The organism is Bacillus sp. 5w2 (genome assembly GCF_054353775.1).
This window is the reverse complement of the sequence record NZ_JBTIWT010000012.1, coordinates 1-25,193: the sequence shown is the minus strand read 5'-3', so window position 1 is coordinate 25,193 and position 25,193 is coordinate 1. Positions and strand designations below refer to the sequence as shown.

Genomic DNA, 25,193 nt, shown 5'->3' with positions numbered 1-25,193 from the left:
AGTACAAAAAGGGGAGAAATATTGTTATTATGCAAAAAATGAAATGGAAGAACTATGTATGCTATTTTATTATTCTTATGCTTCTTGTAACAGCAGTAACAGCCAAACCAGCTATTTCTAAGGCTGAGGAATCTGATGTTAATATTACATTGTTAGGTACGGCAGATATTCATGGTAGATTTATGCCTTGGGATTATGCACTTGATGGTGCAAATACGAGTGGAAGTTTAACGCAGCTTTATACGGTTATAAAGAAGGTGCGTCAGGAAAATCCCAATACCATATTAGTAGATGCTGGGGATACAATTCAAGGAAACTCAGTAGAGTTATTCAATGATCAGCCACAATCGCCAATGATGGTAGCGATGAATACAATGGGATATGATGCTTGGGCATTTGGAAATCATGAATTTAACTTTGGATTAGATACATTGAAAAAAGTTAGTGAGCAATATAAGGGCAAGACGTTAGCAGGAAATATTTATAAGGAAAATGGAGAGCGTTTTCTTCCTGCATATACAATTGTTGAAAAAGGTGGAATTAAAGTCGGAATTATTGGTATGAATACACCAATGATTAGTGATTTCGAAAAAGGGACAGATCATTTGGATGGATTGGTAGTGAAAAATCCAGTAGAAGAGACAAAAAAGGCAATTAAAGAATTAGAGGGTAAAGTAGATGTAATGGTAGGGGTTATGCATATGGGACTAGAAAATGAGAATGGAATCCCTGGTACTGGTGTTCAAGATATTGCGAATGCTTGTCCGGAACTAAGTGCTATTTTTGCAGCTCATATGCATAAACTTGTTAAAAAAGAAGTTGTAAATGGCGTTATTATTACAGAACCAGATAAATATGGAACACATATCTCGCGTATTGACCTTACTTTTACAAAGCAAGATGGAGAGCTGGTTTTAAAAGATAAAACTGCTACAGCTATACCTGTAAAAAATACTGATGGAACAACAGTAGTATCTGATCCTACACTTGAAGACACACTGACACCTTTTCACGAGTATGCGAGAGGAGATGCAAATGTTGTAGTCGCTCAATTAAAGGGTAGAAACCTTGTTCCTGAAAATGAAATAAAGGGTATTCCAAGTGTGCAGATTCAAGAGACACCTTTATCAGATTTCTTTCATGAAGTTATGCTCTACTACAGCAAAGCAGATGTAGTCGCCCATCAAATTGATAATGACTATGCCCGTTTGGATGTAGGTCCTATTAAGAAAAAAGATATTGCATATAATTATCAATATGCTTTGGGTGAAATTACGGTATATAAGGTAACTGGGAAAGACTTAAAAGACTATATGGAATGGGCGGCAGGGTATTTTAACTCATCTCGTGCCGGAGATGTAACAGTTAGCTTTGATAAAACCCGTCGTGCTTCTAAATACAGTACGAATGATTTCTTTGGAGGCGTAAAATACGAAATTGACTTAACAAAACCATATGGAAGTAGAATTACAAATTTACGTTCTATTCGTACAAATAAACCAATCAAAACGAACGATGTTATGACGCTGGGAATGAATGCGTATAGAATGGAGGCTCTTCAGGCTAAAGGTGGAGCTTTAGAGGGACGGAAATTTGAACAAATTTGGTCATCTAAACAAGAGAATGCATTCGGAGAAACTGGTGGAACCATTCGTAACCTTGCTATTACATATTTAAAAGAGGTAAAGAACGGTGTATATACGCCAAAAGTTATGCATAATTGGAAAATTATTGGTGTAGATACACATTCTTCAGAGCATAGGGCTGTAGTGGATCTTGTAAATAAAGGGATTTTAGAAATTCCAAAAACTGAAGATGGAAAATATACAAATATAGCATCTATAAATACTAAAGATTCAATTACAAAAGAAGAGATTGTAGCACTCTCGCAAAAAGCTAATATTAATCCAAATCAGTTTAATCATGTAAAAAGAAAAGGTGAATTTTACAAAAAACTTAGTAGGATAATTAAATAAATATAAAATAGATAGCTTTCGTGCAAAAAACTATTAAACTTGGACATACCATTATCCTAAAAAAGTTTGTGATCGGTATGGAAATATAAAGACTCAACGATAAAAAAACCCCTGGATCATTAAACAAATCCGGGGGTTTTTTTATTTAAATAATTATGGTTTTATTTCTTACTATGCATATTTATAATAGCTTTAAAAGAACATACCTTGAGCTAATAACATGCAATAGATGTGTCCTTTACTATATCTAAATGGGAGACAAATTAAAGATATTTTTGACAAAATAAAAAGCCTGAAACTCATATGAGAATCCAGCTATCTCATAATGTTACAATCCATGTAGCTATAGACATACATAACAACATTATATTAAAAAACCAAATTGCAGATGCGCTGCCTCACTAAAGTATTTGTCTACTATATACATCTTAAAACAAAACATGAAATTTCTTTTTCTTGTTTATCAAGGTCATTAGTATTCATTTGGTCCATCTTTATTCTAAATCAACTTCATTTCCGAAATATAAGTTTAAATAAGTAATATAAATTATAAGATGTCCTATAATAATTGTTATTTTAATAGCATTAAACCTGCTCTTAAAATAGTAAAGAGTGGGTTTTTATGTTGTTATTTAGATGTAAGGGTACTTTGATTAGAATGAATATAGATAATTAACAACTAACCAATTGGAGGAGCGCCTAAAAGGGCTCTTTTTTATTGAAATCAATATACATATATGTGTCGTTCTTTCTTTATACCATCGACCACATATATGTAATTTTGCATAATGTTACATAAATTGTGTATTTTCTCTTTTTTTCGACAGAAACAGCAAGTATACTTTGTACAAGCTTTCTATTTCAAAAATTATACGAGGTGAACAAAATGAAAAACAAAAAGACATTAACTAAGGTAGCATTAACAACAGGCTTAGCTTTAACAGCTGTAGCACCATACGGGGTAGGTCATGCAGAGGAAACAGACCAACTACAAATTCAAATTCAAGAGGAATCGTTCCGTTCGGGTGAACTTACACAACCGTCACAAAAGGCACCAGAGAATGTAGTAAAAGATGCTCTTAAGGAGAAAACAGAACAAGCTCTTTCTCCAAAGCAAGTCAATGGAGAAACAGGAGTAGATTATAAGGTACTTCAAAAACGTGGTTCATATGATGGGACTACACTTGTACGTATACAGCAAACATACGAAGGAAAAGAAGTATATGGTCATCAATTAACTGCACACGTAGATGATAACGGTGTTATTAAAAGTGTTTCAGGTGATAGCGCGCAAAATTTAAAACAAGAAGAATTGAAAAAACCTATCAATCTATCAAAAGATGAGGCGAAACAATATATTTATACGAAGTACGGGAACGATATCAATTTTATTTCTGAGCCAGAAGTTAAGGAAGTTATTTTTGTTGATGAAAATAATGGACAAGCAAGTAATGCATACCAGGTTACATTTGAAGCTGCTACACCAAACTATGTTTCCGGAACATATTTAGTAAATGCACAAAATGGTGATATGTTAAAAAATATGGTACAAGAATCTAACTTAAAAGCAAGTGAAAAACTAGTTGGAGCATTAAAGAAAAGTAAAAAAAGCAATCTTACATCATTAACTGGAACAGGAAAAGATGATTTAGGTATATCACGTACATTTGGCATCTCTAAACAAAGTAATGGCAAATATGCTCTTGCTGATTATACAAGAGGGCAAGGAATTGAAACATATGATGTGAATTATAGAGATATTACTAAAGAAGAAAGCTATTATCCTGGTACATTAGCAACTAGTACTTCGACAACATTTAACGATCCAAAAGCAGTAAGTGCTCATTACTTAGCAACAAAAGTATTTGATTTTTATAAAGATAAATACAAGCGTAATAGCTTTGATAATAAGGGACAAAAGGTAGTTTCAGTTGTACATGCTTGGGATTCTGGAGATACGAATGATCCGAAAAATTGGCAGAATGCATTAAGTGCTAATAATGGAAGTATGCTTGTATATGGAGATCCTATCGTCAAAGCATATGACGTAGCTGGACATGAATTTACACATGCTGTTACTTCTAGCGAATCTAATCTTGAATATTACGGTGAATCAGGTGCGATTAATGAAGCGCTATCTGATATTATGGGGACATCTATTGAGAAATACGTAAATAATGGAAGCTTTAACTGGACGATGGGAGAACAAACTGGTTCTGTTTTCCGTGATATGGAAAACCCGGCTTCTGTTCCATCTTCACTTGGAGTACCATATCCAGATGATTACAGTGAATTTAACGATTTTAATGGATGGGATCAAGGTGGCGTTCATTTTAATTCAAGTATTATTAATAAAGTTGCGTATCTCATTGCAAAAGGCGGAACTCATAACGGTGTAACTGTCAAAGGGATTGGTGAAGATAAAATGTTTGATATCTTCTATTATGCAAATACAGATGAGTTAAACATGACTTCTAATTTCAAAGAATTGAGATCAGCATGTATTCGAGTGGCAACTAATAAATATGGTGCGAATGCAGCTGAAGTTCAAGCAGTACAAAAGGCATTTGATGCAGCAAAAATTAACTAAGTTAGAAATATAGTTATTATTCATATATTAATACATTATGAAAAACAGTTAATGTCCTTTTAAGGATATTAGCTGTTTTTTACATAACTATGCATTAGTGAAAATAAACTTACTAAGCAATAAATAGGCTGTCTCTCTTCAATAAGTTTCTACAAATATATAAGGTTTAAAGTGTATAAAAACAGAAAATTAATAATATATTGACCTCTTTATAGAAAGTACTATAGAATGAAAGCGATAACAAACGGTTGCTTTAAAATGATTTCCCTGATCTTTTAGTATTTACAAATATATGAAGACATAAACAAATCTATTTTTTAAAACATTAATGCAAACGTTTTCGTATTAAAAAGATCATTGAAATACATATGTGAAAATAGCCAATATGGGGGTGAGTTAAACTAGATTTTTAGATTGATTTAAGCAGTGGAATTTAGTACGAGCATAATAAATCGTGCGTACTATTTAAAGAAAGGGTGTATGTGGTGCAAATGATAAAAAGATTAATTAGCAAATCAGTTTTATTACTTACTATAATCGTTATGTTATCATCTGTTTTCTCTTTTCAAAGTGTAAAGGCAGTTTCAAACTCGAAAACAACTGAAGTTATCATTCATTACAAAGAGCAATCTGGAAATACAAAAGACTGGAACCTTTGGATATGGGGTGAAAATGCAAATGGTAAATCATATGAATTTACTGGTGAAGATGAATTTGGAAAGTACGCTAAGATTAATATAGATGGTAACTATAATCGCGTAGGATTTATCATTCGTACAAATGAGTGGGAAAAAGATGGTGGCGATCGTTGGATTGAAAATATAAAGGACGGTCGTGCTGAAGTATGGATTCTTTCTGGTGATGAAAAAGTATATAACTCTAAGCCTTCTTCGGATCTATCAATTCAAAAAGCAACTATTGATAGTTTCAATGAAATTACTGTAACCACTAATATCCCGTTTCATATTAAGGAACGGAAAATTGAAATTGAAGGCATTAAAATTAAGAATATTAGTCCTTATGATATAAACAGTGGAAATATTACTAATAAAGTTAAAATAATTACAGAGCAGAAAATTGATTTAAAACAGACATACAAAGTTAAAATTGAAAACTTAGCTTATACGAATACTGAAATCGGTAAAGTCATTCGTAGTGAGGAGTTTGATAATTTATTTTATTATGGCAGTAATGATTTAGGTAATATATATACACCACAACATACAAAGTTCCGTGTATGGGCTCCTACTGCGAGTGAAGTGAAGTTAGTTACATATAAAAAATGGAACGATAAAATAGGTACTGAAATAAACATGCAACAAGGTGAAAAGGGCACTTGGAAAGCAGAACTTAAAGGGAACCAAAAAGATCTCTTTTATACGTATAAGGTGAAAATTGGTGATAAGTGGACTGAAGCAGTTGATCCGTATGCACGTGCTGCTTCTGTAAATGGAGATAAAGGTGCGGTTGTTGATTTAGAAGAAACAAATCCGAAAAAATGGAACGCTAACAAAAAGCCGAAATTTAAAAATCCGGAAGATGCTATTATTTATGAATTGCATGTACGTGATCTTTCTATCCAGCCTGAAAGCGGCATTAAACATAAAGGAAAATATTTAGGTGTAACAGAAAAAGGAACAAGAGGGCCTGAAGGTGTGAAAACAGGACTTGATCATATGAAAGATCTTGGTGTTACACACGTTCAGCTTTTACCGATATTTGATTATGCTTCAGTAAATGAAGAGAAATTAAACGAACCACAATATAACTGGGGATATGACCCGAAAAATTTCAACGTTCCAGAGGGATCCTATTCTACAAATCCATATGAGCCAACTGTTCGAATAACTGAATTAAAGCAAATGATTCAAACACTGCATGATAATAATCTTCGTGTTGTTATGGATGTAGTCTATAACCATATGTATAATGCTGCTGAATCTAATTTTCATAAGTTAGTTCCAGGTTATTATTATCGTTACAATGAAGACGGAACATTTGCAAATGGCACCGGAGTAGGAAATGATACTGCTTCAGAACGAAAAATGATGAGGAAATTTATGATCGATTCTGTAGCATACTGGGCAAAAGAATACAATTTAGACGGATTCCGTTTTGATTTAATGGGTATTCATGATTATGAAACGATGAATGAAATACGTAAAGCTGTTAATCAAATTGCCCCTTCTATTATACTGCATGGAGAAGGTTGGGATTTAAATACACCTCTTGCAGCAGAGTTGAAAGCAAATCAAAAGAATGCAGAAAAAATGAAAGGGATTGCCCATTTTAACGATAATATACGTGATGGATTGAAAGGTAGTGTATTTGAGGAGAAGGAAAATGGATTTGTAAATGGAAAGGAAAACATGGAAGACCGTATTAAAAAAGGCATTACAGCAGGCATTGACTACGATACAAATTCGTCTACTTATCAAGATCCGGAGCAGGTACTAACTTATGTGGAAGCACATGATAATCATACATTATGGGATAAACTTGAGTTGACTAATCCAGGTGACAGTGAAGAAGTAAGAAAACAAATGCATAAATTGTCTTCTTCTATTTTATTAACATCACAAGGTATTCCATTCTTACATGCAGGACAAGAGTTTATGCGCACGAAATATGGTGATCATAATAGTTACAAATCTCCTGATTCAATTAACCAGATGGACTGGTTGCGACGTGCAGCATTTAATAATGAAGTAGATTATATGAAGGGCTTAATAGAATTACGCAAAAAGTACTCAGCTTTTCGAATGACATCTGTAGAACAAATTAGAAAACAGGTATCGTTTATTGATGCTCCCAAAAATGTTGTGACTTATTCAATAGACGGAAAGGGCAATGGGAATAAAAACGAAAACTTTATGGTGGCTCACAATGCGAATAGAGAAGCCGTTGACATAACGCTTCCATCGAAAGGTCCTTGGAAAGTACTAGTAGATGGTAAACAGGCAGGTAGTAAAACACTTTACGTTGTCCATGACAATAAAATTAAAGTTCCTGCATTAAGTTCATTTGTTTTAAAAACAGAGAAACCGATCAAATAAATGCCAAAAGCAGAGTGAAGGTTGTTTTCACTTTGTTTTTAAAGTTAAAATAATATAATTTCACATACTGTAATTATATTACAATTTAATAAACAAAAAGAGAAGAACTCACCAAGGTTCTTCTCTTTTTTATGTGTAATAAAGGTTTCCATAATTGTAGATATAAGAGTTTTTGAAATAGCGAAAGGCAAGACGATGAACCTATTTACAAAATGACGAGAAAATGACAAAACTGTAAGAATGCACGAATGTTTGTAAGAAAGTTCGATGTTTTCCTTTTTCTTTTTTTATTAAAGTAAAAAAGAAGAAAGCGATGTCATAAAAGGTTGATATTTTTAGATGCGTACAATAACCAAAACTATTCATGTAATGAAAGTATATGGCAATCAGTAAAACACTTTACTAAAAAGGAGGGATTTGAAATGTCTTTTTCTCAATTCAATATTGATATTTTTCGAGCAATTAATGATTTAGGTAAACAATATTCATTCCTAAACTCAACCATGGTATTTTTGGCAGAATATATGGTATATATTTTAGCTTTAATTATTTTAGCTTATTGGTTTACTGGGGCTAGAAAAAGTAGGGTGATGGTTATTCAAGCGATGATTGCTTTTGTGATCGCTGAGGTGACCGGAAAAATAGCAGGGAAATTTCATCTGAATTATCAACCGTTTGCAGCATTGCCTGATGTTAATAAACTTATCGACCATACTGTAGATAATTCATTTCCTAGTGACCATACAATTCTCTTTTTTTCGATTTGTTTTTCGTTTTGGCTTGTTCGTAAAAAAACTGGATGGTTATGGCTTATACTTGCATTTTGTGTAGCGATTTCTCGTATTTGGGTAGGGGTTCATTATCCTTTTGATGTTGCAGTAGGGGCTTTAATAGGATGTATTTCAGCGGTATTTTCGTATTGGTTAGTACCGAAATTATCTTTTATTAGGCAATTACTTACTCAATATGAAAGAGTAGAAAAACATGTTTTACCATCCAAAAACAAATCAAAGGGATTGTGAGTATACAAGTATGTGAGTCTTTTGTATTAACAAATGGCATTACTTTAAATCGTCTTGGAGGTCATTTTAAAGGAGGAACAGTTTTACACTGGAAAGGTGAAAATCATATTAAAAGTATTTTGTAAACAAGTGATATCATTTAAGTGGTTGCCGACTGTCATTGGGTTAGTTTTCATGTACAGTTATCCAAACCTGATTCCACTTCTTGCTAGTAAAGTAAGAGAGATCATAATGTTTTTCATCGAGTCGTGTCAGAGCATGCTAACCTTGCTGTTCAGAAGTCAGCAGATCGATACATAAAAGCACTGCAGGGAGCACTTTTTAACACATGAGATGTTTCAATATTACTTGTAGACATCCTTAAGAAATTAAAATTAATAGATAAGTTTAGAGCATGTTATTATCATCTTTTTAATACATGCTCTTTTTATTTAATTACTGACACTTACAAGTCATCAACAATCTTTATGTTGAAAAATCTTAGTGTACGAAATTCGCGTTTTGTTGGTACTACCCCATGCCCATCAACTTAAGAATTTAGAATTCCCCCCAAAAACGAAATTTTGTTACAAGTTATCACAAAATTTCGTTTTTGGGGTAGTTTTATTTTCTTAGCTTGATTTCGATGAGCGGTACCCCATAAAGGCCCCTGATACATAATTGATGTTTTGCCATTTGTAGAAAACAATCCACTTATACCATTTTAACAAGAAGAAATATCTCGTCCATGTTGTAATATTGGCTTACGTTAAGCTTGTGAAAAAATCATATTCATGTATAATACAATTGATGTATGATACAATAGTTGTAGGAGGGTGACCTTTTTGAAAAGAGAAGATGCCTTAAAACTAAGAACAGATATTAAGAAAATGATTATAATAACTGGGGTTTTTGAATCTCAAAATTTGCCCAATGGACCATTTGAAAAACCTTTACCAACTTCTCAAATGATGGCGTTAGAAGAACTAGAGGTGGAAAAATTAACTGTTTGGCAACTATCCAATAAACTTAGATTAGAGACTTCAACTGTAAGTAGATTGGTAGATAAGTTAGTAAAAAAGGGGCTTATTTATCGTGAAGTAAATGAAAAAAATAGAAGAGAACTTTTTCTGCACCTCACAGAAAAAGGTCACATAACTGTTAATTGCTTAAGAGAGCAATCCATTACATTTTATCAAAGTATTCTCAATAATTTATCAGAATCAGAACAAAAAATAGTTGTGGATGGTTTTGAATTATTTATTGATTCTATTTCTAAGCCTTTTGATTAGAGTGAGGTAAATCATAACATTTGGAGGATAAAATGAGTTTGGATTTTGAACGTCCTATTATTGAATTAAAAGAGAAATTTGATGAATTAAAGAAAATTATGAAAGAAAATAATGTAGATTTATCATCAGAAATTCATGTATTAGAAAAACGTTTAAATAAAATGCAAGATAAAATTTATTCTAATATTACATCTTTTCAACGAGTTCAAATTGCAAGGCTACGTAACCGGCCCACGACATTGGACTATATACCTTTATTGTTTACAAACTTTCTCGAACTTCATGGTGATCGATTATATGGTGATGATAAAGCAATGATAGGTGGTATTGCAAAATTTAAAGGGATTCCCGTTACGGTTATTGGTCATCAAAGAGGTAGAAATACAAAGGAAAGTATAGAAAGAAATTTTGGAATGGCACATCCAGAAGGTTATAGAAAAGCGCTAAGACTTATGAAACAAGCTGATAAATTTAATCGCCCTATTATTACATTTATTGATACAATAGGCGCCTATCCAGGGAAAGGGTCTGAAGAACGTGGAATTTCTGAAGCGATAGCTCGAAATCTATTTGAAATGGCTACACTTAAAGTGCCAATTGTTTGTATTGTAATTGGAGAGGCATCAAGTGGTGGAGCTCTTGGCATTAGTGTCGGTAACCATATCCATATGTTAGAGTATTCATGGTACTCGGTAATTTCGCCAGAAGGAGCAGCATCTATCCTATGGAAGGACGCTAAGTATGCTCCAGAAGCTGCTGAACATATGAAAATTTCAGCAAAAGATTTAAAACATTTAGGAATTATTGATGAAATCATTCCTGAAATTAAAGGTGGAGCACAAAATGATATAAAATCACAGGCAAAAATGATTGAATCTGTAATCGAATCATCTCTAAAAAAATTGATACTATTATCCTCGGAAGAGCTTATACAACAGCGATATGAAAAGTATAGACAAATAGAGAATTATAAATGAAAGTATTTAAAGTCCGTATTACATTTCGGAGGATTATCGCAAAAAAATTCTAAATATTTCGTAAGTAACCTCTTAAACTGGGATATGCTGATACTATTACTCTACAAAAGATGTGTGATCGGTATGGAAAAGGAAAATTTGTTCAAATGGAAGCATTATCAGCAAGGTATTATTTTGTTAACTGTACGTTGGTACGGTACAACTTAATTTTTCGTGATTTAGTAGAAATGATGAGGAACCAGGATTATCCTACCATTATGCTAGAAATATATATGTTATATTTTCTTTTCCACTACCTTTGCACCAGAACCAAAAAATACGCTATTCTTTCTGTAGAATCATAGGAAAGGATGGCGTTTTTGTATGTATCTATCAATTTTTGACGAATTATAATTATTCGTTGAAGAATTATATGAACATCTTACCCCTTCATTTTTGGAAAATCTCGCTAGAGAGCTAGGTTTTGTAAAACGAAAACGTAAATTTTCAGGATATGATTTAGCTACTATATGTGTCTGGATTAGTCAACGAGTAGCGAGTGATTCATTAGTCCGATTGTGTAGTCAGCTACATGCATCAACAGGAACTCTTATGTGTCCTGAAGGACTAAATAAGCGCTTTAATAAAAAGGCAGTGTTCTTTTTGAAACATATTTTCTCCACATTATTAAAAAATAAAGTTTGTGGAGGTACACCTTTGAAAATGACGTGATTTCTATGAGAATCATTAACAATCCCCATATAGATATTTAAATAGGCTCTCTATATTTAACGTATAAAAATTATACGTTAAATATATTTTTTATGTTACATACATTAATTTAAGCTTAATCTCTCTTTTTTTATAAGTTCCTTAAACGGACTAACTTCTTACCAATCTTCAAAAACGCTTACGTTTTTAAATTTGTGTTCTAGTTTTTCTTCAACAGATAAATACATAACTACACATAAACTCCTTATATCTCTAGATAAACTACCGATTAGCTCCATATAGACTCTAGATAACCTATATAGAATACAAGTTATCAAGGAGGTAAGAGAAAATGAATTTTATGAAACGAGCAATTCTCAGTATGAAAAAAAGGATAGGAACATCATTAATTTTGATAGCAGTTTTTCTGATTGTTACAAATTTGGTTCTTTCAGGGTTCACAATCCAAAATGCATCAAAAAAAGCAGCGGATGCTGCAAGAAAAAAACTAGGTGCAGATGTTACTTTAGGTCTTGATTTCGATAAATTAGGTCAACAAGCTCGTGAAACTGGAGAGATGCCTAATCCACCGAAGCTTAACACAAAAGAAGCAGATCAATTAGCGAAATCAAAATATGTAAAAGACTATAATTACATAGGCAATACTTTCGGAATTTCTGATGGGCTTAAACTAGTAGGAGCTTCAGAAGGAGAAGATGAAGGAAAAGGTAAAGTGGGAATGGCGGCTGTACGAGGCGGTTCAGGCTCTGGTACAGAAATAGATATGAATGCTTCTTTTATGATTGAGGGAGTTCGCAAGACAGCTTTACAAGAAAGCTTTAAAAACGGAAAAAGTAAAATCATTGATGGAAAACCAATTACAGAACAGATGAAAGATCAGAATGTAGCTTTAATGGAAAAACGATTAGCGGAATTAAACAATTTGAAAGTAGGAGACAAAGTTAAAGTGCAATCAGGGGATAAAAAGGAAACCCTTGAGGTTGAAATTATCGGTATTTACGAAACGAATGAGCAAGCAATGGGTCAACAGGCCCCCCCTATAATGGATCCAGCTAATAAACTATATATGCCGCATTCAACTATGAAAAAATTAGAAGTAGATCAAGGTATAAGTAGTGTTCAAGTCGTGTATTTCTTGAATGACCCACAATACATTGATGCATTTAAAAAAGAAGCAAAAAAATCTAATATTGATTTTACTTATTATAAATTAGATGCACATGATTCATTGTACAAACAAATGATTGGTCCTATCGAGAGTATCTCTTCGACTTCTCAAATGATTATTTATATTGTATCGATTGCTGGTGCGATTATTTTAGGATTAATCATTATGCTATCAATTAAAGGACGTCGTAAGGAAATGGGGATTCTGTTATCTATTGGAGAGAAAAAGTGGAAACTGATGGCGCAGTTCGTAATAGAAGTAGTATGTGTCGCTATTTTAGCATTTGGATTATCCGTAACAACTGGAGCTAAAGTTTCTCAATATATCGGGGATCATTTACTTTCGAGTGAAATTGCTGCAGCGAGCGAAGAAACAGACACTACGCGAAATGGTACTGTAATGATGTCTGGACCTGGTGGTACTTTACAAAACCAAAAAGAAGATCCAATTGATAAAATTGATGTAAGTGTAACAGGAGAAGATGTAGGGAAAATGGGGGGGATTGGACTAGCTATTGCTATAATAGCAACGCTTCTTCCGGCATTATCTATTCTACGTTTAAATCCAAAACAAATTCTTTTAAAAGATGAATAAGGAGGCTTAATATGGAAACGATTTTACAATTTAAAAACTTGGATTATTATTATGAAAGTAATGGGAAAAATGTAGCGATACTAGATAATGTCAACTTTTCTTTTCAAAAAGGTCATTTTTATACAATTTTAGGACCATCCGGATCTGGAAAAACCACAACTCTAAGCTTAGGTTGTGGACTGGATGTCCCCAAAAATGGTTATGTACTGTATAATGGGAAAGATATTCGAAAAATTGGTTTGGATCGATACCGTAATCAAAATGTATCTGTAATTTTCCAATCTTATAATTTGATTACCTATATGACTGCTCTTCAAAATGTCCTAACAGCAATGGAAATTACAGGTGTCAAAGTGAAAAATAAGACGGTAAGGGCATTAGAATTATTAGAGAAAGTGGGACTCACAGAAATAGAAGCAAAACGAAACGTCTTGCAACTAAGTGGTGGGCAACAACAACGTGTAGCAATTGCTCGAGCGTTATCTTGTAATGTTGATTTACTTATTGCGGATGAGCCAACAGGAAACCTCGACGAAGAAACGGCCATGGATATAATAGAACTGTTTCAAGAACTTGCACATAAAGAAAATAAATGTATTATTGTTGTGACGCATTCACAGGAAGTTGCTAGAAAATCAGATCGTGCAGTGTATTTAAGTAATAAGAAGTTGGTCGTAAACGAAATCTAATATAAACATCGTAGTTTTTCAATTCACATAATTTTCGAAATTCATCACTTTCAAAAGCTTATATTTGATTTATAATAAAATCAAGCCATAATCAAAATGGTCTCCCTGTATTGAATGTTAAGATAGTTTGTTGTTCCCGTTGTAACAATATTTGAAAAAGAACTTGTAGGATATTCTACAGGTTCTTTTTATTATAATTGGTTACTTATATCATGGGGTAATTACACATAAAAAACGGGACATTACCTAGATATATGATCTAAATACTATCCCGTTTAATTATTTATCTACATAGTTATTGAAGAATTAAACCTACTATCACAAATAAACTAAATACTATCATCCAACCAAACGCACAATAGCCGAAAATTCTAATCCATTTAGGTAATTGATTCATGTTAACTTTATTTGAGGGAACTCCTTGCATAGAAAACATCATTTTTTGATCTCTATCCCTATTAGTTTGTTGTTCATACATAGCGTCATCACCTTTCCTGAACTATAGTGTTTATAGTATACGAGCCTGAAGAAAATTATGCACAGAATAGAAGGGGATAGCTTACATCATATGTGGTGAATTTTATAAATAAAGACGTTTAATTAGTCATGGCTCTAAGCACTAATCCTTTATAAATACTGAAAAAGAGCCCTACTTAAATAGGACTCTTTTTCTTCAAGTATTAACTTGCTGGATGTGCATCAGAACCAAGATAACGTTCTTTTAGAATTTGAACATGATGAAGCTCATGGCCAGCAATGATGTATGCTAATGCACGTACTGTAACTTCAGAATTGTTCGCATTTCCTCTTTGTAACCAAGCTTCTTTATCTAAGATTCTAAGTAAATACAGGGTAGATTGGCGAACAACTATTAAATTCTCAAGAAGAACTTGCATAGATTGCTTATCAAAAGCAGCTCTAAGAACATACATATCATCGTTATAGCCTGGAAGTTCTGCTGTCTCGCCTCGAGCAATAGATAGCAATCGATACGCCATAATTCGTTCTGTATCCGCTATATGACCGAGTACTTCTTTTATACTCCATTTAGTAGGACCATACCGAAAAAGTCCCTCACTATCAGAAATTCCCTTTAATAAAAGATTCGTTTTCTTCATTTGTTGTTCTAAAATATGTATGATATTTCCGTCTGATACCAAGTTAATATACGTTGCATAATAGGAGTTATATTCACTTATCTTTGGTCTTATTTGCATACGAATCATCCTTTATGTTTTATGTTTAATCTTTACATATAGCTTATCATAAAAGAATTCCAAATTAATCTGAAAGTTTGATTTCACATTAAATAGAAACAACAATGAATTTGCAATGCGTATGTGTAAACACCTAAATTAATTTGATATACAAATAGAGCCCCATATGAATAGGACCCTATTTCTCATTTTCTCTATACAGCTAAAGATTTGTTGGGGGTTTTTAAGTATTTTGTAAGTTTTCATAATAAATCGAAAGAGCTTGATTTCACATTAAATAACAAACATGAATAGGAATTTACATTTAATTCGCAGGGTACTTCTCATTTACAAGATCTTCAATGTTATTTGCTTCTTTAATTTCTTTTGATGATAACCAATTTGTATTTCTTGTTCCAGACTTATTTTTTAAATTGATGTCAAAGTTTTTCGTATTTAGTTCTTCTTTAAGGATTGTGGTTACTTTGATTAAATCCTCAATTAAAGGGGGATTATTTTCAAATATAGTATTGGTCGTATTAATAACTAAAGTCACTATATATTTTCGATATTTTTCATCATCCGAACTTGAATACGTAATACCTTCAATTGAAAATCGATCGTTTTGCATTTCATGTAATTTTTCTTCTACTTTGGTCTGCGTTCTAATCCAATTTTTCTAGTATTCGTTTATTGGGTCTTTCATTGTGGATTTCATTGTTTGTAACAGTTCTTCTTTTGTTGTTACTCTTTGTACATTTTTAAAAGGTCCACCTAAAGATTTACCAGTATGATCTTTAATTTCTAGTTCTGTTATCTTTTTATTATTCTTCTGAATCAGTTGAAATAGGGCATATAAACGATCTAATTCTACGGAATCCAATTGGCTAAAGTCAATCTCGTTACTCATTTGCAAAGTTAATAGCAACTCATCTGTTGGGCTTCCTTCTTCTGGATTTTGATTATCCAACATATATTGCAGAACATTTTCATTTTCATTTTCCACGTACCCTAACTTTTTCATTTCTTCTAGAGTTGGTTGGAATTTCTGATATGCCTCATATGTTTTTTTTCCATATTTGTATTCATCACCTACTATATATGAATAGAGGAGGCCTTGTACCTTTACTCGAAATTTGAAATTTTTGTTGTTTTTTTCTTGCACAGTATGGTAGGTATTACCACCATTATTTTCATTTATCGAGCTCCAATCTGTTACCACAATATCGATACCGTGTTTTTCTTTTATATATTCTTGTACCTCAGATTCATTTTCTTGATTACAACCACTTAAAAATATGAAATATACTACTAGTAATATTACATTTTTTATGCTTTTCATATAAGCACTCCCTACGTAAGAATTAATTCTTGAATGTGCAGCACAATGCAAAGCTGTCTTTTCCTTCGTCATTTACGCTAACTTTTATACAGTTTAAACTTTAAATGATTAGAGCCTTGATGTTTTTCGCCCATATCAGCCCGAACATTACTGTTTTGAAATACAGAAAATTGATTTGTTTTAATCTCTTTTTAAATTCTACAAGTATATGATTTATCAGGTTCATCTTTACACTGTATTTTCATATCGTAAGAACAATTGTACAATAAAAATTGATTGTATTAATAAAATATCCCTTCCTTTAAATCGATACGGCGGAATTTATCAAAGAAAATGCTTCGTTCTACCAAATTTTCTTTACGATTAAATGCTTGATATTGCGATTGTAGGGGAAGATGAAAGGTTTTTAGGCATTCTTACCCACGCGAGAGTGATTGAACTACTACAAGAATCGTGGGGAGATAGGTACACACTCACCCTTGGGACAATTGAACCCTAATAAGTTTATACTTACTACAAAAACAAACAAACTCGTCCTACTAAAAGGGGAGTTTGTTTGTTTTTTGTTCAGATAAAGGAATGTTCATGCAAAATTGCACACTATGTTCCCTATTTTGTATAGAATACTTTATATCTAGTGTTTCAAGAATTTGTTTAACAATATATAGACCTAAACCACTTCCTCCGGTATTTCGATTCCTAGATTTTTCAATTCGATAAAATGGTTTGAAAATTTGTTGTATATCTTCATCTTTAATATTGATACCTGTATTTATAATTTGCATTTTAATTTGACCTTGTTTAGAATCCTTACTTAACTTTATATAGACTTTTTCATTATGTGGTGAATACATAACTGCATTATGGATAATATTTTTACATGCTTTTTCAAAAAGAACACGATCTGTATAAACAGAAAGGTCAGAGTCAATTTCTTTTATTATTTGGATGCTTTTTTGAGAAGCGAAAAATTCAAGATCTTTTGTGATTGTACCAATTAACTTTGAAAGATTAACTTCTTCTATTTTTAGTTTAAAAGTGTGTTGTTCTAACTTTGACATACTTAAAATTTCACGAACTAGTTGTTCCATACTTTCAATAATTTGATGATTTTTCTTTAAATATTGATCACGATTTTGATAAGGGCCAATATTGTATATCATCCCTTCTAAGTATCCTTTCATTACAGTAAGAGGGGACTTTAATTCATGTGCTACAATCGCAAAAAACTCTCTGCGTTTTGTTTCTATTTCTCTTTCTTTTTCAATATCATTTTTTAATTGTTCATTTGCTTTTTTTAAATCAAACATAGCTTGTTGTAAGTTAATAGACATGTCATTCAAACTATTAGATAATTCTCCTAACTCATCTGTAGAACGAACCTCAATTTTTTCGGAGAAATCTAAATTTGCCATCTTTTGTGCACCCTCATTAATATAAATAAGTGGCTTTGTAATAAACCTGGAATAGAAATAAGCACTCCCTATACCAATTACGATCACAATGATACTAATATAGGGGAGAAAGCGCACTAATACTTGCGAAGCTTCATCAATCGGTTGAAATGTTGCGAACACTACAAGCGTTAAACTACCATCTTGGAATTGAATTGGTTCCGTAACATTATATGAATTGCTAATGGTACCTGCATTCTCAAATCGTGCTGCTTTAGTAACTACTGTTGTTTGTGTACCACGTTGAATAAAAGAAAATGAAGGCGAGTAAATAATTATTCCTTCTTTATTTTGAAGCGAAAGCATCGCGTTATTTTTTTTTGCGTATTCATCAAAAAGTGGTATCGCATCTTGAAACGTAAGATCTTTTGACTTATCAATTATTTCTTTTATCCCTGTTTGAAGTTGATCTGTTTTGTATTGCTCATAAAACGTAGGGAGAAAGAAATATAAAGTTAAATAAATCAATACTGCAAAGGATAACAAGATGAGAGATGTAGTCATAAAGAGTTTATAAGTAATTTGCTTCATCTTCATGATTTTTAAAATTTTATTCATCCACTTTATAACCAATACCCTTTATTGTTTTAATGTAGGGAATAGCTAGTTTTTTACGTAGGTTTTTAATATGTGTATCAATTATTCGTGTTTCTCCAAAATAATCGTATCCCCAAACTTTTTCTACGATATTTTCTCTTGTAAGTACTTTTCTCTCATTTTGAAATAGTAGTTGTAGAATTTCGAACTCTTTGGTCGTTAACAAAATTTCAACATCATCTACATATACTCGATATGCATCAACATCAATGCGCACTTCTTTAAATACCAAATGATTATTTACATTTTTATCATAACTTCTTCTAAGTACAGCTTCGACTCGTCTAATTAAAACATGAAACGAAAAGGGTTTTGTTATATAATCATCAATCCCAAGATCGAACCCTTTCATCTGATCTTCCTCTTCCTCCAACGCAGTTAGCATAATAATTGGTACGTTTGACTGACCTCGAATCATTTTAGCAACTTCAAATCCATTAAGATTGGGCATCATTACATCTAGAAGAATTAAATCAAAGGATTGCTTATTAAATTGTGTCATACCCTCTAGTCCATCGGAAGCAACTACCACTGTATACTGTTGTGTCATTAAAAATTGTTTAATTAATTCCTGAATTTCTTGATCGTCCTCAACCACGAGGATATGATAGTTTTTCATAATATCACCTCTGGTAGTCATTATAGCCGTACAATCTGGAGTTTATGTGGAGATACAGTAGGAAACTTCATAGGAAGTTTACTGTATTAGATCCATTTCAAGATTGTGTATTTATTCTCCATAAAAAAACTTATCGTATAAAAAGCTGAACGATTACTATTTACGAAAAACTAATGTATAATAATGTAAATTACATGTGATTTCTTAAACTGTTTGAAAATCTACTTTCGCTACTTTAATAGGCGGGGAAAAGGTGATGAATTTCAATATAAAAGAAGTTAGCGAAATTCTAGGGGGTACATCACAAACTTTGGAGTTTTTTTGCTAATTTAGTAAAAGCTTCAGGTGTGAACTAAGAATTATTTAAATCATGCGAGAAAGGTTGTGAATTTATTTGAGAGGTTATAAAGCTATGCTGTTTGATTTAGATGATACGTTACTTAATAGGGATAAGGCAGTAGATAAATTGTTTTTATTTGTTTTAGAAAAGTGTTATGAGGATGTTAGTGATACAGTCAAAAACAATATGTTACAGAAATTCAAAGAATACGATAAAAGGGAATACGGCATGAGTGATAAAACGATAGTTTTAGAATCATTGTTTGATGTATTCCCGCCGAAGTATAGATTACCACGCAATTACCTCCAAGATTTTTGGAATAATAATTTTCCTAAATGTTTTTCAATAGACAAAAACACTATTCATTTCTTAAATCATATAAAGAAGCACTTTGAAGTTGGAATTATAACAAATGGCTCAACTCAAAGGCAAAAGGCCAAAATAATTAACACGAATTTAAACAATTACTTTGATACGATTATTATTTCTGAAGAAGTGGGATTGAGTAAACCTGATAAACGTATATTCGAACTAGCATTAAATAAGCTTAATGTGCAACCAGAAGATGTATTATTTATTGGAGATGACTTAGAAAAGGATATTGCTGGTCCTCAAAATGTAAATATAAAAGGTGTGTGGTTTAACCCTCAGAAAATCAAGAATACTACCAAAATACAACCATATGCCGAGATTAACACTTTGGATAGTTTGTTAAGTTATGTTACTCCACAATATTTTTATAACAAGTAAAAGTAATTCCATATATATATTCAAAAATATAAAAAAAGAGAAACTATCATTAATTTCATTGACCGTATTAGTTATAAAAAATAGAGGCCATTTTAATAACTGCGGCTATTTTATCTATAATTAATACGAAGTTTTGTAAAACAATCTTACTCATACTTTGTAAATTATAAAGGGGTGGGACTATGGAAATAAAGAAAGTAGTAATCGATGGAACCAATATTGCGGTCATTAGAAACGATAAGGTATTAATATCCGATGTTCAATCTGCATTAGATACTATGGCAACAGTTCAATATGAGGTAGATGCGAAACATATTATTATCCATAAATCTTTAATAAGTGAAGATTTCTTTGATCTAAAAACACGTCTTGCGGGCGATATCCTTCAAAAGTTTATAAACTACAAGGTAAAGATTGCTATCATTGGAGATTTCTCTATGTATACTAGTAAAAGCTTAAAGGATTTTATTTATGAATGTAATAAAGGTAAAGACATTTTTTACTTAGCAACCGAACAACAAGCAATTGAAAAACTAAGTACATTAAAGCAATAATAATACCCCAGTAAAATCTCCCTCTTTTTCACATCGCTTATTATTTACAACATAGAAGAACTGACGTTTGTGGTAAACTAAGAAATGAATAAAGGGGGAGTTCTCTTGAACAATTTTAATGATACGATCCGAAATTTAAACAATATAGTTTACAAACCTAACAATTTAATAATTACGAATTTAAAAGAAGAAAAGCAAAACGCAGAATATGCAGGATGTTTATTTCACTTAAATAACAAAAGCATTCGTTTTAGAAAATCAAAAATTACTCCTAATAAAATTGGTCAATTTGTTTCTTTTTGGGAGAAAGATGACAATATGCAAAATCAAGCGTTTTCTTATGACGCTGCTCCTGACTTATTAGTTATCACTTGTATAGTTGATAATAAACTAGGACAATTTATTTTCCCTAAAGAGATTCTTCTTAAGGAAAAAATCTTGAGAACACAAAATCAAAAAGGCAAGATGGCTATGAGGATTTATCCTATATGGGATAACCCTGTTAGCAATCAAGCTAAAAAGAGCCAAATGTGGCAACTTCAATATTTTGTTGATTTCAGCGATTATAATAATTTACCTATAGACAAACTATTACATTTGTATTCGTAACTTCTTATCTTAAGTAATCTTGTGAGTTAGACTTTTTGTACCGGTACAGTTAAACGAAATGTACATTGTTTCCGTACCCCATCAAATTTACAATCAGCATATACTATTTTAACTTATACATTTTAAGGAGTGCTGACTATGACAAGTCTACAACATAAGCTTTTTACAAGATTGAATCTTGCGAAGCGTACTGAAGTGAAGTTTGAAGAATTAAATACAATTCTCTTTGCATTTGCACACACTATACCATTTGAGAATTTGGATGTTATAGCACGTAATACGAATGCAATTACTATGGAAAATTTACAGGATAAAATTTCAACTAGATCCCGCGGCGGACTTTGTTATGAATTAAATACTCTTTTTTACTACTTTTTAAAAGATTGTGGTTATGATATACAACTCGCATTAGGTACCGTATATAAAAATGATATAAACGCATGGGCACTTGAGGATGGACATATAACGATTATTTTAAATTATACTAACGAACGATACTTAATTGATGTAGGTATTGCTTCATTAGTACCTCTAGTCCCTGTACCTTTTACTGGCAAGTCTGTTTCTTCTAAAAATGGTACGTATCGAGTGAGACGAAAAGATACGAGTAAAGGGAATTACGTTCTAGAAAGAAAAGATATTAACGGTGAGTGGAAAGTTTGCCATGCTTTTTATAATCGTATGATTGATGAGGCAGTAGTGAATGATGTTCAAAAAAGAGTAATAGAAGATGAGAAATCTATTTTCAATAAAGGACCCATTGCGGTCAAATTAACAGAATCTGGCCATGTCTCTTTAACGAATACAAGTTTAACTGAAATAATTCATGGGGAAAAAACGAAACGTGAAATTACAGAAGATCAATATAGAGAGCTTTTATATACTTTATTTGCAATTAAGTTATGATAAAACAAATAGCCGGTTCTTATTCAGAACCGGCTATTATATTAATTGTGATTTAAAATAACTATTAAAGTTTAATTTTCTTAATAGATATAATACACTAGAACGGTATGAAAAAGTATGTACAATGAATTTTGAATGTAAAGGAAGATTTTTATGTCAGTTATCGATAAATTGAAGCTTAACAAGTATACGAATATGGTTGTTATTAATGAACCAAGTGATTACGAAGTTTTTACAGATAAAGAAACTGTATTTTCAAAAGAACACGATGCCATTTTTATTTTTGTAGAAACACTTGATGAAATGATGAAACAAACGAATTATATTATTAGTAATGAAGAGTTACTGATTGAAAAAGGTTATATATTCTTCGCATATCCGAAAAAAGGTAACTCTCGCTACAGTACGTTTATTCACCGTGATGAGATGTTTCCAGCATTAAACGTTGGAGAAGATGGATATGTGGGAAAAAGCGATATTAAATTTGCGCGAATGGTAAGTATGGATGACGTTTTTACTGTTGTAGGTTTAAAGCGTGAGAAGAAAAAAGCGACGAAAACGCCTGCAATGAGCCAATGTGTAGCTGATTATGCAGATCGAATTCAAGATGTTGAAGCTTTATTAGCTAATCATCCAAATGAACTTAAGTTTTATCAAAGTTTAACACCTGGATACCAAAAAGATTGGGCACGTAATCTGTTTTCTGTAAAACAAGCAAAAACACGTGAAAAACGTCTTGAAAAAATGATTGAAATTCTTTCACAAGGCTATAAAACAATCGAATTATTTCGTAAAAAGAAAAAGTAAGACTAGGCAATTCACAATGATGCAACAATTAATTGCGTTTGGCACATTGAAAAAAGGATTCCTTTCAGTATACTAAAGTATGTTCTTATATTTAAATAATTAGCAAAAGAAAAAAGGTGTTTGAAATGAAATCGTATATTGTAGTTGGAGCTGGCATTTTAGGAGCGTCTACTGCCTATCATCTTGCTAAGGCTGGCGCGAACGTTACTATCGTTGATCGTCAACAAGTAGGTCAAGCAACGGATGCAGCAGCAGGTATTGTCTGTCCATGGCTTTCGCAACGTCGTAATAAAGCGTGGTATAGAATCGTTAAAGGCGGTGCACGTTACTATTCTTCCTTAATTCAGCAATTAGAAGAAGACGGTGAAACGGATACAGGTTACAACCGTGTAGGTGCAATTAGTTTACATACTGATGAGAAAAAACTAGATCAGATGGAAGAGCGAGCTTATAAACGTCGTGAAGATGCACCAGAGATTGGTGAAATTACGCGTTTATCAGATGAAGAAACGAAAAAATTATTCCCAGCATTATCAGATGAATATAGTTCTGTTCATATTAGTGGTGCTGCACGAGTAAACGGAAGATTATTACGCAACGCATTAATAAGCGCTGCGAAAAAACATGGTGCAACTTTTATAAAAGGCGATGCAGTATTAGTCTGTGAAGGTAATCATATTACTGGAGTTAAAGTAAACGATGAAACAATTTTAGCAGAAAAGGTTATTGTAACTGCAGGTGCATGGGCGAACGAAATCTTGAACCCATTAGGAATTAATTTCTTAGTTACATTCCAAAAAGGACAAATTGTTCATCTGCAAATGGAAAATACAGCAACAGAAAATATGCCAGTTGTTATGCCGCCAAATGATCAATACATTTTAACGTTTGACAATGGCCATGTCGTAATTGGTGCAACACATGAGAATGATACTGGTTTTGATCACCGTGTAACGGCTGGTGGTTTAAATGAAGTTTTCCAAAAAGCATTAACAGTTGCACCTGGATTAGAAAATGCTACCATGCTTGAAACGAGAGTTGGATTCAGACCATTTACGCCAGGATTCTTACCTGTTATTGGCCCGCTTCCTAACTTTGAAGGCATTCTTGTTGCGAACGGATTAGGTGCTTCAGGTTTAACTGCAGGTCCATTTTTAGGGTCAGAACTTGCTAAATTAGCGCTGGGACAATCAATTGAATTAGATTTAAATGATTATGATGTTGCTGGCGCAATTGAATAATATGGGGTACTGCTAACATTTAGAAAAAAACACGCTAAGCGAATTCGACAGGAAATAAGCGGTTTTTCCCTCCGTTAAGAGTAAGTCTGTATATGAAAAATAAAATTCTTTAAAAATAGAGGGCTGACACCATAAACCTGCATTATTAATGTAGAATTGTGATGTTTGCTCTTTATTTATATTTATTTAAAGCTTATTTTTGAGAGGAGGTTAAGCAATGAGAGCACCATATCAAGTATTAATATTTCCTTATATAAAAACTGACGATTCTATTCAATATGCCATTTTCAACCGAAGTGATTATGGTTATTGGCAAGGAATAGCTGGTGGTGGAGAAGACGGTGAGATTCCTATTGAATCAGCAAAACGGGAAGCGTTTGAAGAAGCTGGTATTTCAAGAGAATGCCCATATATAAAATTAGATTCTGTGTCTTCACTACCAGTAGAGGATGTAGTTGGAGGATTCCTTTGGGGAGAAGATGTTTATGTAATAAAAGAATTTTCTTTCGGAGTTAAAGTCCCTACAAAAAACATCTCATTATCTAAAGAACACTTCAATTATAAGTGGTTATGCTTTGAGGAAGCAGTAACGCTTTTGAAATGGGATAGCAACAAAACAGCATTGTGGGAATTAAACAAAAGACTATTAAAACAATTAAAGTGTTAGCTAATAACGATATTAGTAGAACAAGAATTAAACAATTTAAAAAAGCCTTGCTACATT

At 32.4% G+C, this 25,193-nt stretch carries 19 protein-coding genes and 4 pseudogenes; 18 read left to right on the top strand and 5 right to left on the bottom strand.

Features of this window, described 5'->3' with window-relative positions:
• Positions 1-29 precede the first annotated feature (29 nt).
• From ACXY7N_RS19070 to ACXY7N_RS19020, 11 genes and pseudogenes are all read left to right on the top strand, one after another.
• The gene (locus tag ACXY7N_RS19070) at positions 30-1,976 is read left to right on the top strand and encodes a bifunctional metallophosphatase/5'-nucleotidase (protein WP_016134652.1); all 1,947 of its coding nucleotides are present in this window, start codon (positions 30-32) and stop codon (positions 1,974-1,976) included.
• Between the two features lie 886 nt (positions 1,977-2,862).
• Positions 2,863-4,566 (top strand): M4 family metallopeptidase, encoded by a 1,704-nt coding sequence (locus ACXY7N_RS19065; RefSeq protein ID WP_488592559.1) that lies wholly within the window; start codon positions 2,863-2,865, stop codon positions 4,564-4,566.
• Positions 4,567-5,051: 485 nt separating this feature from the next.
• Positions 5,052-7,622: a type I pullulanase gene (pulA, locus tag ACXY7N_RS19060; protein WP_016087623.1), complete on the top strand. Its 2,571-nt coding sequence runs from the start codon at positions 5,052-5,054 to the stop codon at positions 7,620-7,622.
• 422 nt (positions 7,623-8,044) lie between these two features.
• Positions 8,045-8,644 carry an undecaprenyl-diphosphatase gene (locus ACXY7N_RS19055; RefSeq protein ID WP_016134649.1) on the top strand — a complete coding sequence of 200 codons (600 nt, stop codon included), beginning with the start codon at positions 8,045-8,047 and terminating at the stop codon, positions 8,642-8,644.
• A gap of 14 nt (positions 8,645-8,658) precedes the next feature.
• Positions 8,659-8,976 (top strand): annotated as a pseudogene (locus ACXY7N_RS19050) (MBL fold metallo-hydrolase); the annotation flags it as partial.
• A gap of 492 nt (positions 8,977-9,468) precedes the next feature.
• The gene (locus tag ACXY7N_RS19045) at positions 9,469-9,915 is read left to right on the top strand and encodes a MarR family winged helix-turn-helix transcriptional regulator (RefSeq protein WP_000817662.1); all 447 of its coding nucleotides are present in this window, start codon (positions 9,469-9,471) and stop codon (positions 9,913-9,915) included.
• Between the two features lie 32 nt (positions 9,916-9,947).
• A complete protein-coding gene (locus tag ACXY7N_RS19040; protein ID WP_098560174.1) occupies positions 9,948-10,892 on the top strand; it encodes an acetyl-CoA carboxylase carboxyltransferase subunit alpha in 945 nt (314 codons plus the stop codon).
• 123 nt (positions 10,893-11,015) lie between these two features.
• Positions 11,016-11,134, top strand: a pseudogene (locus ACXY7N_RS19035) (IS6 family transposase); the annotation flags it as partial.
• Between the two features lie 121 nt (positions 11,135-11,255).
• Positions 11,256-11,576: pseudogene (locus ACXY7N_RS19030) on the top strand (IS4 family transposase); the annotation flags it as partial.
• 358 nt (positions 11,577-11,934) lie between these two features.
• Positions 11,935-13,365: an ABC transporter permease gene (locus tag ACXY7N_RS19025; RefSeq protein WP_098560173.1), complete on the top strand. Its 1,431-nt coding sequence runs from the start codon at positions 11,935-11,937 to the stop codon at positions 13,363-13,365.
• A gap of 11 nt (positions 13,366-13,376) precedes the next feature.
• A complete protein-coding gene (locus tag ACXY7N_RS19020) occupies positions 13,377-14,054 on the top strand; it encodes an ABC transporter ATP-binding protein (RefSeq protein ID WP_000447848.1) in 678 nt (225 codons plus the stop codon).
• A gap of 295 nt (positions 14,055-14,349) precedes the next feature.
• On the opposite strand, the gene ACXY7N_RS19015 is transcribed toward ACXY7N_RS19020, so the two are convergent.
• The 5 genes and pseudogenes from ACXY7N_RS19015 to ACXY7N_RS18995 form a co-directional block, all read right to left on the bottom strand.
• The gene (locus ACXY7N_RS19015) at positions 14,350-14,532 is read right to left on the bottom strand and encodes a hypothetical protein (RefSeq protein WP_488592558.1); all 183 of its coding nucleotides are present in this window, start codon (positions 14,530-14,532) and stop codon (positions 14,350-14,352) included.
• Positions 14,533-14,734: 202 nt separating this feature from the next.
• Positions 14,735-15,271: a DinB family protein gene (locus ACXY7N_RS19010; RefSeq protein WP_001167123.1), complete on the bottom strand. Its 537-nt coding sequence runs from the start codon at positions 15,269-15,271 to the stop codon at positions 14,735-14,737.
• 304 nt (positions 15,272-15,575) lie between these two features.
• Positions 15,576-16,592, bottom strand: a pseudogene (locus tag ACXY7N_RS19005) (hypothetical protein).
• A 539-nt stretch (positions 16,593-17,131) separates the two neighbouring features.
• Entirely contained in the window at positions 17,132-18,604 is a 1,473-nt protein-coding gene (locus tag ACXY7N_RS19000) for a sensor histidine kinase (RefSeq protein WP_001033672.1), read from the bottom strand.
• Positions 18,597-19,262, bottom strand: coding sequence for a response regulator transcription factor (locus tag ACXY7N_RS18995; protein WP_016087632.1), 666 nt, complete (start codon positions 19,260-19,262; stop codon positions 18,597-18,599). The genes ACXY7N_RS19000 and ACXY7N_RS18995 overlap by 8 nt, the downstream gene beginning before the upstream one ends.
• 412 nt (positions 19,263-19,674) lie before the next feature.
• Between ACXY7N_RS18995 and ACXY7N_RS18990 the strand changes: the two genes are divergently transcribed.
• From ACXY7N_RS18990 to ACXY7N_RS18960, 7 genes are all read left to right on the top strand, one after another.
• Entirely contained in the window at positions 19,675-20,352 is a 678-nt protein-coding gene (locus ACXY7N_RS18990; protein WP_016087633.1) for an HAD family hydrolase, read from the top strand.
• A gap of 182 nt (positions 20,353-20,534) precedes the next feature.
• A complete protein-coding gene (locus tag ACXY7N_RS18985; protein ID WP_016087634.1) occupies positions 20,535-20,906 on the top strand; it encodes a DUF4180 domain-containing protein in 372 nt (123 codons plus the stop codon).
• A gap of 84 nt (positions 20,907-20,990) precedes the next feature.
• Complete coding sequence (locus ACXY7N_RS18980) at positions 20,991-21,515, top strand: MepB family protein (RefSeq protein ID WP_488592557.1); 525 nt, start codon at positions 20,991-20,993, stop codon at positions 21,513-21,515.
• A 138-nt stretch (positions 21,516-21,653) separates the two neighbouring features.
• Positions 21,654-22,421: an arylamine N-acetyltransferase family protein gene (locus ACXY7N_RS18975; RefSeq protein WP_016087636.1), complete on the top strand. Its 768-nt coding sequence runs from the start codon at positions 21,654-21,656 to the stop codon at positions 22,419-22,421.
• A 153-nt stretch (positions 22,422-22,574) separates the two neighbouring features.
• On the top strand, positions 22,575-23,228 hold the full coding sequence (locus ACXY7N_RS18970; protein WP_488592556.1) for a YdeI/OmpD-associated family protein: 654 nt from the start codon (positions 22,575-22,577) through the stop codon (positions 23,226-23,228).
• Between the two features lie 125 nt (positions 23,229-23,353).
• Positions 23,354-24,469, top strand: coding sequence for an NAD(P)/FAD-dependent oxidoreductase (locus ACXY7N_RS18965; RefSeq protein WP_488592555.1), 1,116 nt, complete (start codon positions 23,354-23,356; stop codon positions 24,467-24,469).
• Positions 24,470-24,686: 217 nt separating this feature from the next.
• On the top strand, positions 24,687-25,136 hold the full coding sequence (locus tag ACXY7N_RS18960; RefSeq protein WP_016134641.1) for an NUDIX hydrolase: 450 nt from the start codon (positions 24,687-24,689) through the stop codon (positions 25,134-25,136).
• Positions 25,137-25,193 lie beyond the last annotated feature (57 nt).